10 protein-coding genes are annotated in these 13,433 nt (G+C 41.9%); 7 read left to right on the top strand and 3 right to left on the bottom strand.

Features of this window, described 5'->3' with window-relative positions; translation table 11 throughout:
* Positions 1–22 precede the first annotated feature (22 nt).
* Positions 23–1,015, top strand: coding sequence for a tRNA lysidine(34) synthetase TilS (gene tilS / locus RM049_RS15485; protein ID WP_322704815.1), 993 nt, complete (start codon positions 23–25; stop codon positions 1,013–1,015).
* Between the two features lie 240 nt (positions 1,016–1,255).
* Positions 1,256–1,996: a Uma2 family endonuclease gene (locus RM049_RS15480; protein ID WP_322704814.1), complete on the top strand. Its 741-nt coding sequence runs from the start codon at positions 1,256–1,258 to the stop codon at positions 1,994–1,996.
* 355 nt (positions 1,997–2,351) lie between these two features.
* Here the strand turns inward: RM049_RS15480 and RM049_RS15475 are convergent, their stop codons facing one another.
* The 3 genes from RM049_RS15475 to hmpF all read right to left on the bottom strand — a co-directional run bounded on the left by RM049_RS15475 (position 2,352) and on the right by hmpF (position 5,083).
* A complete protein-coding gene (locus RM049_RS15475) occupies positions 2,352–2,705 on the bottom strand; it encodes a tetratricopeptide repeat protein (RefSeq protein WP_322704813.1) in 354 nt (117 codons plus the stop codon).
* The gene (locus RM049_RS15470) at positions 2,662–2,865 is read right to left on the bottom strand and encodes a tetratricopeptide repeat protein (protein WP_322704812.1); all 204 of its coding nucleotides are present in this window, start codon (positions 2,863–2,865) and stop codon (positions 2,662–2,664) included. Before RM049_RS15470 ends, RM049_RS15475 begins: the two co-directional genes overlap by 44 nt.
* A gap of 457 nt (positions 2,866–3,322) precedes the next feature.
* A complete protein-coding gene (gene hmpF / locus RM049_RS15465; RefSeq protein ID WP_322675052.1) occupies positions 3,323–5,083 on the bottom strand; it encodes a pilus motility taxis protein HmpF in 1,761 nt (586 codons plus the stop codon).
* Positions 5,084–5,468: 385 nt separating this feature from the next.
* Here hmpF and RM049_RS15460 point away from each other — a divergent pair, with 385 nt between their 5' ends.
* The 5 genes from RM049_RS15460 to RM049_RS15440 form a co-directional block, all read left to right on the top strand.
* Complete coding sequence (locus RM049_RS15460) at positions 5,469–6,647, top strand: response regulator (RefSeq protein WP_322704811.1); 1,179 nt, start codon at positions 5,469–5,471, stop codon at positions 6,645–6,647.
* Positions 6,648–6,934: 287 nt separating this feature from the next.
* Entirely contained in the window at positions 6,935–7,300 is a 366-nt protein-coding gene (locus RM049_RS15455; RefSeq protein WP_069073698.1) for a response regulator transcription factor, read from the top strand.
* 13 nt (positions 7,301–7,313) lie between these two features.
* Positions 7,314–7,844 carry a chemotaxis protein CheW gene (locus RM049_RS15450; RefSeq protein WP_094352320.1) on the top strand — a complete coding sequence of 177 codons (531 nt, stop codon included), beginning with the start codon at positions 7,314–7,316 and terminating at the stop codon, positions 7,842–7,844.
* Positions 7,845–7,858: 14 nt separating this feature from the next.
* Entirely contained in the window at positions 7,859–10,795 is a 2,937-nt protein-coding gene (locus RM049_RS15445) for a methyl-accepting chemotaxis protein (RefSeq protein WP_322704810.1), read from the top strand.
* Positions 10,796–10,927: 132 nt separating this feature from the next.
* A partial coding sequence (locus RM049_RS15440) for an Hpt domain-containing protein (RefSeq protein WP_322704809.1) occupies positions 10,928–13,433 on the top strand: 2,506 nt, incomplete at its 3' end.

The raw sequence follows: 13,433 nt of genomic DNA, 5'->3' as shown, positions 1-13,433 counted from the left end.
TGTGTGCGCTGAAAAAAATAAAATGGTATGGACTCCCCTACATGCAAAAATTCATCGCACCATCCGATCGCGCCATTTGTTTGAGCGCAACCAGCGGCTATTAGTCGCTGTCTCCGGCGGACAAGATTCTTTGTGTTTAATAAAATTACTTTTAGATTTACAATCCAAATGGGGATGGTATTTAGGTATCGCTCACTGCGATCATCGCTGGCGTTCTGACTCCGAAGCTAACGCTAACCACGTCGAAAACTTAGCTAAAACTTGGGGTATATCTTTTTATTTAGAAACAGCGAACAAGCCTATAAATAGTGAAGCTGCTGCACGCGATTGGCGCTATCAAGCTTTAAGTGCGATCGCACAAGCAAATAATTATCAATATATAGTTACAGGACACACCGCCAGCGATCGCGCCGAAACTCTCCTCTATAATTTAATTCGCGGTACTGGTGCTGATGGTTTACAAGCCCTGACTTGGCAACGCCCCCTAACTACAGGCATTGGGTTAGTGCGTCCACTTTTAGAAATTACTCGGATACAAACAGAGCAATTTTGTCAAGAATTTAAATTACCAATTTGGGAAGATTCCACCAATCAAGATTTGCAATATGCCCGCAACCGCATCCGTCAAGAATTATTACCATATTTGCGAGATAATTTCAACCCAAAAGTAGAATCAGCCCTAGCTCAAACAGCAGAACTTTTACAAGCGGAAGTGGAATATTTGGAAAAAACTGCCCAGCAGTTGCGGGGTGCGGCATTGGGCGTGAGACATGAAGAAGATTCTCTTACTGTTTTTCCCTTACGGTTAAATCGTCGGGTATTACAGAAAGCACCACTGGCATTGCAACGTCGGGTGATGCGTCAGGTATTGCAGCAAATATTGACTGATGCGCCCAGTTTTGAACACATTGAAAAATTAACGGCTTTAATTATAGCGCCCAACCGATCGCAAACCGATCCATTTCCTGGTGGTGCGATCGCTCAAGTAGAAGGCGATTGGATCTGTTTGAAATAGTTTTGAGTATTGCTATTGCAAAGCAGGGAGAGATTTGTCGAATTCACGTTAAATCACACTCTCGCGTTCTTCTAAATTGCTATCAAAATTTATTAATAAAATAAAGATGTACTAAGCTGTTGCGCCTTTAATTTGCACTAATATTTTTTCAATATGATTGTGGGGTGAGCCGAAAAGCCCGCCCTGATAATGCAAGTTGTATGCGTAACAGCTTAATCACCGAAAAACAGTCAGCCCATCATGCTAAATTACGATCCATTAGCTTGTTTGCCCTCATCAGAGGAACTACCAGACTCTGACGACACCCCAGTGGATAACGAATTACAAGATTTGATTCCCGGTTTACTGAAAGTGCTTTTGGCAATGGCTTGGCCTGAACGCATGGATTGGTTTTTTGGCGTTGACATGGGTATTTATTACGATCCAGACTTACCGCCAATAGTACCAGATGGGTTTTTGAGTCTGGGCGTAGAGCGATTTTATGATGAAAACCTCCGTCCCAGTTACGTGCTTTGGGAAGAGAAGAAACTACCGATATTAGTTTTGGAGGTAGTATCTAAAACATACCGTGGTGAGTACTCGACCAAAAAAGCAGAGTATGCAAGATTGGGAATTTTGTATTATGTAGTTTACAACCCATTTCGTCGCCGCAAGCCACGTTTAGAAGTTTACAAATTAGTTAACAATGTTTATGAATTACATGATGGTAATCCAGTTTGGTTGCCAGAAATTGATTTAGGAATTGGCATCGAACGAGGAATTTATCTAGGCATACCACGGGAGTGGATGTATTGGTATAACCAACAAGGACAAAGGTTTTTAACACCAGAAGAAGACAAAAAACTTGCTCAACTAGAAGTTCAGCAGGCAAAACAAAAAGCTCAACAAGCAGAACAAAAAGCTCAACAAGCACAGCGAGAAACCCAATTATTACGAGAACGGTTGCGATCGCTCGGCATAGATCCTGATTCTCTCACCTAAATTACTGTAAAGACTCGTCCGCGAGTATCAAAGACTCATCCACGAGTATAAAAGGCTCGTCCGCGAGTATAAAAGACTCATCCACGAGTATAAAAGGCTCGTCCGCGAGTATAAAAGACTCATTCACGAGTATAAAAGACTCATTCACAAGTATCAAAGACTCGTCCACGAGTATCAAAGACTCATTCACGAGTATAAAAGACTCCTCCACGAGTATAAAAGACTCGTCCGCGAGTATTAAACACTCGTTAACGAGTATCAAAGACTCATTACAGCAATTTTCATTTATTTATAAAACACTCTCGCGTTCTTCTCTACGCCTCTGCGTGAGACAAAAAATCTTTCCGTACTGTAATTACGAATTACGAATTATCCTATCAAGACTTGCACTCACACTTTCAGCGTGTAGTGACTGCAATCGCTGCAAAATCTCTGAAGCTGGTTGCAAATAGGATATCGCTTTAGTGTATTCACCCTGCTGTTCTGCCAAATCTCCTAACCTCCGCAGAGTCATTGTTTGAGTTCGGACAGCACCAATGCGTTGACTTATTTCTAAAGACAGGTTGTAGAGTGCGATCGCTTCATCCACTTCCCCTTTGTTGGTGTAGATAATTGCCAATTGGTGCAACGTCGCCGCTATGCCTTGGACATTTCCAATGCGTTCATTAATTTCCAAAGACTGATTGTAGAGTGCGATCGCTTGATCCACTTCCCCTTTGTTGGCGTAGATACTCCAGACAGTCCAACGTCGTCGCTTTGCCTTGGACATTACCAATGCGTTCATTTATTTCTAAAGACTGATTGAAAAGTGCGATCGCTTCATCCACTTCCCCTTTGTTGGCGTAAAGAATTCCCAATTGGTGCAACACCGCCGCTTTGCATTGGACATCTCCAATGCATTCATAACTTACCTGCGAATTTATACAAAATTCTGTATATTATCCGTAAATAATGAAGCTGCTGCACGTAGGCGCTATCAAACTTTAAGTGCGATCGCTCAAGTAGAAGGCGACTGGATCTGTTTTAAGTAGTTATTTAAAATCTTTTTGTTATTAGGGACGATGCACATTATTAGTTTTAGAATCTTAAGAGAATATGCAGAAACCCATGCAGATTGTCAGGAAGCATTAAGCAATTGGTATAAGCTCGCTACTAAAGCAAAATGGTCTACAGACTTTTGTAAAAACACACCTGCCTTGGCGAATAGAATTCGCGGCTATACAGACTTGTGTTGAGCGGAGTCGAAATACAAAACCCACCTCCGTGGGTTTCAAATTCTTTGAGTTTGCGTAGCTGCGATTTCTAATCGCCTAGTATATTTGCTTTTTAAGAAGCTAGTAATTCCGGCTGAGGCATTAAACTCTGGAGAGTATGACGCAACTGAGCGATCGCTTGGACTTGATAATCACCAGTTTCCTGGAATTGATCCAAAGATTCTGCAATTCCTTGCAGCTTTTGCCGTAATCCATCTAGAGAATCCTGAATTGGTTGCAGTGCTTCTTGATAAAGATTCACTCGACCAGATAATTCAGCGGTTGTTCTTCGTAGGGATAGCAAATTTTCCTCGATCGCTTTCAGTTCTTGGCGCTTTTCATCTAGATCGTGAGTTTGATTGTCAATCATTCCCTGATTTAGCTCAACACCAGAACGAATCTGCTCAATTTCACGTTCCAGCTTTTGGATTTCTTGTGAATATTGTTGTCGCTGATTTTCAATTTGTAACAGAATCGGTTCTAAATTAATTTTGTTGTTACTTTCTTCCTCAGTAACAGTATGTCCTTGCCGCCGTAGCAGTACAGTTTGATGTTGCTTGAGAAACTTCTGATGCTGTAGCATATTGCGGCGTTGTCCCACCAAACTGGAATTTAGCATCTGATAAAGGTCTTTTTCATCAGTTAGTTCTAGTTCCAAATTGATGTGGTCATGGTCAGATGCGTGATTTAATTTAGTTTGAAGTTCTTCTATAGCTTCTTGTTTATATTTCAGTTCTTGTTCTTGATCGTGAACAAAGCTAGCGTCGATTTCTAACTTATGCTGCAAGTCTTGAACTATCTTTTGTAGTTCTTCTAAAGGCATTTTTTCCAAAGCCTCCACATCAGCTTCCTTGCCAAGAACTACATCACCAGATGTTGCAGCTAAAGAGTGCATCTGTTGATATAACTCTTCGGCGTTTCGTAACTGCTCTTTGACGAGCTGAGCATACTCTTGCTTACTGGTAAGGTCTGCTGTATTTATTTGCAATTGCGCTCTTTGCTGAACTAGAGAATTTTGCGCTTCTTGCAACGCATTTTGGCGATCGCTAAAGGTTTGTGACAAGCGCTCAACTTCTTCTTGCTGTTGTGCGATCGCACTTTTATGCTCCTCCAGTTTTTGCCAGTGTGGGGTAAGAGTCGCTTGCTGCTTTTCGACTAATTCAAAGGCTAGATGCAGGTGTTCTCTAACTGTTTCCGTAGGAGTAATACGACTAGACAAGCGATCGAGTAACTCACTCATTACTCGACTTTGCTCCTCATCCAAAACCGTCCCTTGTTGAAAATCCGCTTGGCGTTCCTCCAGGCGACGCTGCTCACCCCGTAAATGCTCCCAAGCGCCTTCCAACTCTTGGCGGTTGCGCTCAATTTCTCCTTGTAATCGTTCAATTTCCTGGCGGGAGGTGTCAACTTCCTGTTTTTGCTCCTCTAGATGTTGTACCTCATCCTCCAATTGCTGCAACTGTTCTGCTCTTACCTCCATGTCCATTTCACGGCGATTCAACTCTTGCGCCTGAAATGTTAGTGACTGTTTCCACTGATCGATCTCATCTTCCTTGAGCTTAAATTTCTCCAACTGGCGGGAAAAATTCTGCAAAATGTTGACGAGTGGACGCCCTGCTTCTTGAATCCGCTGCACTTGACGATTCGGATTCAATTCAGCCAATACCAAAGCACCATCATTTAATTTGCTTGCGTCCTCAGCGGCAATCACCTCTTCCGACACAGTACTCCAATTCTGGTCAGTTCGCTGACAAGCTAGCAGTTTCAGTTCGGTTTTGCCACCGCCACTGAGTAAACCACCTTTCTGTTTTTGTACTTCTGCTAAATACAGCACACCGTTAGTCCTTTATTGATGCACTTAAAGTTCGTGTTTTGAGATATACCTTAAATAATTCTGTTAACTTGTCTCACTGAACCAGGGTTTAGAAGAACAAGACAGACAAAACTATAGACGCAAGATGTTACGTCTTGATACTTATAGAAGCGATCTGGTCGCGCCTTTATATTTTGTACTGATGACAGTGATGATGACTTCCGTGTTAACACTAGCTTTGTCAAAGTGTATTACGAAAGATAAAGGTTTATAGTTTAATGTATTCCCTAATGACAATCAGACATAGAGTAAAAATCTTTTCAATACTCCATAATCAATACTTAAAGAATAAGTCATAATTCACGATTCAGAATTCAGCAATACTTAAGGAGTACTTTTTAGCTAAATGCAGGGAAATTTAAATGAAATTGATATTTGCAGTATCCTGCAATTGATTGAATTGGGACAGCGAACTGGGCAACTATGGGTGGAAGCTTATAGCTCTCACCATAACAACAAACTGGGTGGAGATGGAGCAAACATTTATCGCCCTAAACAACAGTCTTGGTTCGTTTTTTTCCTGAATGGTCAAATTATCTATTGCCAAGAAGGCGAGAGTAGTTTATCCAGAATTAGTGATTATTTACGTCATTATCGAGTTGAAATGCGACTCACCGACAAACAAATTGCCACCCTACCACCAACCGACGCGCCAGAGTATGCCTATCTTTGGGCACTCTTGGAGCGGAATATCATCAACCCTAAGATAGCTGGTAGTATCATTTACGGTTTGGTGCATGAAACTCTCTTCGATTTGCTGAGTTTACGCCAAGGTAACTTCATTTTCCATCAGGGTGCAGCACTTACCCCGCAATTAAATACTTATGAGATTGCTCCATTGGTGACAAAAATCACCAAGCAGCTGCAACAGTGGAAGCAACTCTATCCACACATTCAGTCTCCAGAGCAATTGCCAGTGCTATCTGACAAAGTTCAGCTACAATCTTCTTTACCAGAAGCAACCGTGAATAAGCTACAACATTGGGCTGATGGTAAAACATCCTTGCGACAACTAGCTCGCCATCTCAACCGAGACATTTTGACAGTCGCTAAGGCAATATATCCTTATGTGCAACAAAGTTGGCTACAACTAGTATACTCAGAGACTAATCACCCAGATACACACACGGATAACAGGGAATTGAAAGAAAAACCGATGGGGCGGATAGTATGTATTGACGATGCGATCGCCATCGGTGAGACTATAAATTCCATCTTACAACCACAAGGTTATGAAGCGATCGCTCTCACCAATCCTTTAGAGGCACTGAGTCTGGTTTTTCAACTCAAACCAGATTTAATTTTATGCGACATTGCTATGTCGGAATTGGAAGGATACGAGGTTTGTGCCATGCTCCGACATTCAACAGCATTTCGGCTCACACCGATTATCATGCTTACTGGGAAAGATGGGTTTATGGATAGAGTCAAAGCTAGGATGGTCGGGGCAACAGATTATTTGACAAAACCGTTTACAGACACTGAGTTACTGATGCTCGTAGAGAAATATATTAACAACCAATGAAAATAGGGCACTGGGTATTGGGCATGGGGGAGCCACTGCGGTCTTGGGGTCTCCCCAAGTGGAGCAAGTGGCGTCATGGGGCATTGGGCAAATAAACAGATCCAAGATTTGTTGATCTATTAAAAGATGAGTAAAAAGATGTTATCACAGAGTCAGTTAACTGAGTGAAACGTCAATATCCAGGAAAATAGTGAGAACCTAAAATTAATTTATACAGTTAATACTTGCGGAGGAATCAGGGAATGTTCCAATTAGGAACGTCTAAATCAGGAGGTAAATAGACAATTATGAGCACAGTTCTGATTGTGGAAGACAGTATAGCGCAAAGGGAGATGATTACAGACCTCCTGAAAGCAACTGGCCTAACAGTTACCCATGCTAGTGATGGATTAGAAGCATTAGAGGCAATTCAAATAGCACCTCCAGATTTAGTGGTATTAGATATTGTCATGCCCCGAATGAACGGCTACGAAGTTTGTCGGCGGTTAAAATCCGATCCAAAAACCCAAAATGTCCCAGTAGTTATGTGTTCTTCCAAAGGTGAAGAATTCGATCGCTATTGGGGCATGAAACAGGGTGCAGACGCTTACATAGCCAAACCGTTTCAACCAACCGAGTTGGTAGGAACAGTCAAACAACTGCTGCGAGGATAAGGATAAAAACAACATGGTCAGCAAACCGGACTTTTTAAGTGGCAGCGGTCAAGACCACTTTCGACCAGAATTACAAGTAGAAAGTCCTGAAGGTGAGTTACATTTGAGGTTTTACATTCCCTCGCATCAGGAGTTTGCACTACAAGCAACTGGCATCCGGGAGGTAATTGAACTAAGTCCTGACAGAATCACCCCGATTCCTAATGCTTCTCCTTTACTTTTGGGTACTCTAAATTTACGAGGTCGAGTTATTTGGGTGGCCGATTTGGGTCAATTTCTGGGGGAAGCAGGTGCATTAAACACGGATAGAGCTGAAATTTCGGTGATTGCCATTGAAGAGCAAGACACAATAGTGGGTTTAGCAGTAGAGGAAATCGGTGGTATGGACTGGTTGGATGTCCAGAATCTCATGCCACCAACTAGTGTTCCAGATACGATGGCTCCCTTTTTACGTGGAGAGTGGTCATTAGGTGCTAAAAATAATCAGTGTCTCCGATTGCTCGATCAAATGGCAATTGTACGAAGTGCTAGGTGGGCAGGATGAAATTGGAGGAGGAAATGGCAGCAAGTATTGATAATTACGAGCCAACATATCAACAGGCGATGACCGCCTATGTTCAAAGAAATTATGAGGTTGCGGCCACTTTAATTGACCAAGTGGTGCAAAATTTACCAGATGACCCCAATACCCATTTGTTGAGGGGTCACATCTACTATGTTTTACAACACTATGATGTAGCAAAAGAAGAATATCAACAGGTGTTAGGCTTGACTAACGATCGAGAAATTATTGGTTTTGCCAAGAATGGAATTGACAATATCAATCAATATTTAGAATCATTTAGTGGGCAGCTCGATCCATCAGAAAGTCAAGAGGAAATAAATTCAGAGATATCCGATCCACTGGCATATAGCGAATCAGAATTAGAAGATTTAAGCGCTAATCAAGAGTTTGACAGCGACAATCTTGATTTGAACTTTTTTGGAGAGCATCAAGAAAGTCTGAATGGCGTTGAAGATACATCTTCAAAAAGTCCATTCGAACTGCCCACAGAAGATAGTATTGGAACAGAAAAAATATCAGATTCTTCTATAGCTTTTGGTGATGATCCTTTTGCCATGAATGAAGAATCACAGGAACAAGAGCCAAATAAAAACTGGGAGGAGAACACAGAATTAGAGTTGCCTGCTTTTTGGCAGGAAAGTATCTCAGAAGATATTTCTGAAGAATCATTAGCAAATAGTCAATTCTCAGATAATGGGATAAATTCTCCTTACGGAAATTCAACTATTGATAATAATAACTCTTCATCTTCTAATTCACAAACTGATAATAACGAGAATCATTTCCCTGATTTGTTGAGTGAGCCAAAGTCTCCAGATCAGAGTATGGGAAATTTAGAATATAAAAAATCTAGTTTTGGAGACGAAACTTTACTGATTGTTGCAGAAGAACCGAGAAATGATTCGCCAACAACAAATAACTTGGAATACGGCAGTCAAAATAACTTATCTGAAACCGAATCCCATAGCTGGTTAACACCAAAAAAAATTGAAGCAAAATCAGATTTCCAGTCGAATTTAGCCGATAACGAATCAGCTTTTAATAGTAATTTACCTCGAAAAGAAAAGCATTTTAAATCAGGTGAATTCAGCGGTAAAAATAGCTTCGATGATGATGAAAATTTTGATATGGAAGCATTTGAGTCTGCCTTTGGCTCAGATGGTTTAAACTCTTATGAAGACTCAAGCAATATACTGAATGGAGAAAATTCTAAGAGCAATATCGAGTTTTTAGATGACTTTGAGGAATTTGACGATTTAGGCAATATTCCAGGGTTTGACCTAATCGAAGGAGATTCTAACTTCGGTAATGCAGCAATGCATTCTGCTCCAGCAGAAACTAGTGACACTGGACGCCCTCAAGTAGCAGAGGCTTTTGCAAGTAATTCAGCCGATCGCGAAGAAGAACTTTTCTCAATGACTGGTTCCCATGAAGCCGTTCCAGTCTTTAGCCAAACAGATATCTCCAAACTAGAACCCAACGTCAGCATCGAGCAGGGATGGTTAGCACCATTAGAAAATGCCTCCATTGAACGAAAACAATGGCTAATTGCTGGAAGTGTGGGCATAGTCTCGGCGCTGGTTGTAGCCACAGTTAGTTTTGTCGCTACCACATTTTCGCCACCCCAACAACGAGAATCAGTACGAAACACAGGTTGGGCAATGTCACTAGCCGCTGGGATTGCAGGTTTTGCTACCGCAGGCTTCATGGGGAATCTGGCGCTTAAACAAATTCGGCGCACAACTGATGACCTCCAAGCTCAGTTTGAGGCTGTACGTCAAGGAAATCTGAATGCTCAAGCCACGGTGTTTTCCGAAGATGAATTGGGGCATTTAGCCACTGGCTTTAATGAAATGGCGCGGGTAATTTTCACAACCACAAGTGAAGCCCAACGCAAAGCCGATGAACAAGAAGAAGCCAAAGAAAACCTTCAACGTCAGGTGATTCGGCTCTTGGATGATGTGGAAGGAGCTGCTAGAGGCGATTTAACAGTCCAAGCGGAAGTGACAGCCGACGTACTAGGAGCCGTAGCTGATGCCTTTAACCTGACAATTCAAAACCTGCGGGATATTGTGCAACAGGTAAAAGTCGCGGCGAAGGATGTAACAAAAGGTGCAACCAACTCCGAAACCTTTGCGAGAGCTTTATCTAGTGATGCTTTGCGGCAAGCAGAAGAGTTGGCAGTAACGCTGAATTCTGTACAGGTGATGACCGACTCGATTCAACGGGTAGCAGAGGCGGCGCGGGAAGCCGAAACCGTTGCTCGTGATGCTAGTACGATCGCCTTGAAAGGTGGCGAAGCAGTAGAAAATACCGTAGCAGGGATTTTAGAAATTCGAGAAACCGTTGCCGAAACCACTCGCAAAGTAAAGCGGTTGGCGGAATCTTCCCAAGAAATTTCTAAAATTGTGGCGTTGATTTCTCAAATTGCTTCCAGAACAAACTTGTTAGCACTCAATGCTAGTATTGAGGCGGCAAGAGCCGGAGAAGCCGGACGCGGGTTTGCGATCGTTGCAGATGAAGTGCGCCAGCTAGCAGATAAATCTGCCAAATCCCTGAAAGAAATTGAACAAATTGTGATGCAAATCCAAAGCGAAACAGGCTCTGTAATGACCGCGATGGAAGAAGGCACACAACAAGTAATTAAAGGTACAAAATTGGCAGAAGATGCCAAGCGATCGCTCGAAAACATTATTCAAGTGGCGAATCGCATCGATATTCTTGTGCGATCTATTACTAGCGACACTGTGGAACAAACGGAAACCTCCCGCGCCGTCGCTCATGTAATGCAATCAGTAGAACTGACCGCCCAAGAAACTTCCCAAGAAGCACAGCGAGTTTCAGGTGCTCTACAACACTTAGTAGGTGTATCTCGTGACTTGATCGCCTCCGTTGAACGTTTCCGAGTGGAAACTATGGAAACCAGATAAATTGTCATTTGTCCTTTGTCCTTTGTCCTTTGTCCTTTTTATTTGCTAATGACCAATGACTAATGACCAATGACCAATGACCAATGACTAATGACTAATAACTAATGACTAATGACTCTTGACTAAAAAACTATGCTGCCGGAACAACAACAGCGGATTTTGGGTTACTTTATCGAAGAAGCCAGGGATCACCTGAATACCATTGAGCAGGGCTTGCTGAATTTAGAGGGTACCCTGAACGACCCGGAAATGATCAGTGAGGTCTTCCGGGCGGCTCACTCCATCAAAGGAGGAGCGGCGATGCTTGGATTGACTAGCATCCAGCATACCTCCCACCGTCTGGAAGATTGTTTCAAAATTCTCAAAGATAATCCGGTTCAGATTGACCAAAAGTTAGAGTCTTTATTTCTTGGTGTCTCTGATACCCTAAAATCGCTTTTAGAGCATTTGAGTGGGCCTTATGGTCTTTCTGAAGATGCAGCTAATACTTTGATGTCAGAAACTGAGCCAGTCTTTCAATGGCTGTATCAGCATCTGGAACTACTTGTAGAACAAGCAAAGAGTGGAGTAGCCAGCAGTTCTAAGGCAACAGAACCTACAACCTCTATAGAGAATGTCTCCACACTTACAGAAATTTTCATGCGGCGAGATATTCCCGATCTGGCAGAATACACCCATCAGGAATCTCCAGACTCGGTAGCACCCCAAGAGGCGCTAGCGCCAGTCACCGCTAAAGAAAATAATAACTGGAGCGAGTTTCAAGCCCAAGTGCTGCAAACACTGCGGGAAATGTTGCAATTATTTAAGCAAACTACAACACCTTCAACTCGGCAAAACCTCCAGCAATGCTGTCACCAGTTAGTCAAACTTGGTGAAACTTGGAATTTGCCCAACTGGTGTGGTTTGTGTCAAGCAGCAGCCAGTGCGATCGGCAATCTGGAAAATACTTATCTGACTTTAGCTAAAATTGTCATTACCGAAATCAAACAAGCTCAAGAATTAGTTTTGCAAGGTAGAGAAGCCGAAATTGCAATTAGTCAACAACTAGAGGCGCTTTTAAACTTTGCAGAAATTGAGTTATTAGAAATAACCCCTGATTTATTTGATGAACAATCTCCGGTTTTGACAGAATCAGAGCCAATTCTATCTGGTGACACCAAGGCGTTAGCCCAGACGACTGAAGAACTAAATCTAGACAAAGATAGTAGCGATAGCTACGCCAACGTCTCCGACGAACGCCCCTCCCTTCAGTTACAAGGAATACCACTAAACGAAAATAGAAACACTAGTCTTACTTTCACCACACATGACGAAGCACACCCAATCAGTAACAATCTCGATCCCAATGGTCCAGAGGTAGGAATAGCTGAGTTAAATACCCTTGCCGATTTATTTGACGGTGAGACTCCCGAACTAGATGAAAGCTGGCATCAAGAAGAAACCTTAGATATTGTTACTATCGATGACTTTGGAATTGATTTGAGCAGCACTGAGGCTGAAGACGCTCATAACGATTTATCTGACTTACTCTCCTTTAATGAGGATATAAGCAACGCGCTACACCCAACAACCACCGCTAAAACAGAAGATTTATCCTTGTTATTTGGCGACCATTTCCTAGAAAAAGATAATTCAGAACCGCAAAATCAACAAACATCTGCTACGCCTTTAGAGTTGAGCGATATTAACGAATTTGAGATAAATTTAGACTCATCTTCTTCCGAAATTTTACAAGAGTTTATTGATATTTCTAGTGATACAAACCAGACTAAGAGCGAGATTGTCCAAAATAGTGTAGTCGAAGATTTATTGACACTGGGGTTAGATGATGATGAACTATTGCCAACTAGCAATGTCACTCAACCAGAAACTGAGCCGTTCGCCAGTGTAGAACTATCTACTAACCAAGAAAATAATTTTGATAACTTATTCTTAGAAACTAAAAATGCAAATTGGGTAGAAGAAATTACCCCTAGTGACTACATAGAATTACCCCAGCCAACAGACTTGTCTTTGGACAACTTGTTTGCTGAAATGGAAGAACAGCCACAACTATCGACAAGTGAACCAGAAATCAGTGATTTATTTGATACGCCTCCAGTAACAGAACCTGAGTTTTCTCAATCAGAAAACGATCTGAGCAACTTCTGGAACCAGGAAACCACAGAGGAAAAGGACGAATTCGATTCCTTAATTGAGCAGAATGTGGAAAGGGCATTAGATGAAAGTTTGTTTACTGCGGCGGCTGATGACATTTTTGCTGATAATCAGCAGTCCATACCTTCTCCTATAGCCAATTTTGATATAGAAGAAGATTTTGATATCAATTTCCAGCATCAAGAACAGCTAGATTTGATATTATCATCAGACTCTGGAGATAATTTATTTGATGAATTAACATCAAGTAACTTAACTATTTCTCCTATAATCAACAATACCTCCACGCCTGAAACGCCTTTGTTCGCGCAGCATCCTGGAGAAGAAATTCTCAGGCCACAACAACCAGAATCTTTAGATTTTGTTCCAGAATTTACTAATGGAAGCCCAGATATATCTGCTGTCGATCTGGAAGTTAATTCATTAGGCTCTATCGATGAAAATCCACAACTGCTGTTTGAAGATGTCGCAACAAATGAAT

Source organism: Nostoc sp. DedQUE04, from assembly GCF_034530995.1.
In the GTDB taxonomy this organism is placed as follows: Bacteria; Cyanobacteriota; Cyanobacteriia; order Cyanobacteriales; family Nostocaceae; genus Nostoc.
This window is presented reverse-complemented; position numbering and strand designations above follow the sequence as displayed.

What these genes read in the sequence shown, in the direction of transcription:
- RM049_RS15480 (WP_322704814.1), top strand. Translation starts at nt 1,256, where the DNA reads ATGCTAAATTACGATCCATTAGCTTGTTTGCCCTCATCAGAGGAACTA.
- RM049_RS15455 (WP_069073698.1), top strand. Translation starts at nt 6,935, where the DNA reads ATGAGCACAGTTCTGATTGTGGAAGACAGTATAGCGCAAAGGGAGATG.
- RM049_RS15445 (WP_322704810.1), top strand. Translation starts at nt 7,859, where the DNA reads ATGGCAGCAAGTATTGATAATTACGAGCCAACATATCAACAGGCGATG.
- RM049_RS15460 (WP_322704811.1), top strand. Translation starts at nt 5,469, where the DNA reads ATGCAGGGAAATTTAAATGAAATTGATATTTGCAGTATCCTGCAATTG.
- RM049_RS15450 (WP_094352320.1), top strand. Translation starts at nt 7,314, where the DNA reads ATGGTCAGCAAACCGGACTTTTTAAGTGGCAGCGGTCAAGACCACTTT.
- tilS (WP_322704815.1), top strand. Translation starts at nt 23, where the DNA reads ATGGTATGGACTCCCCTACATGCAAAAATTCATCGCACCATCCGATCG.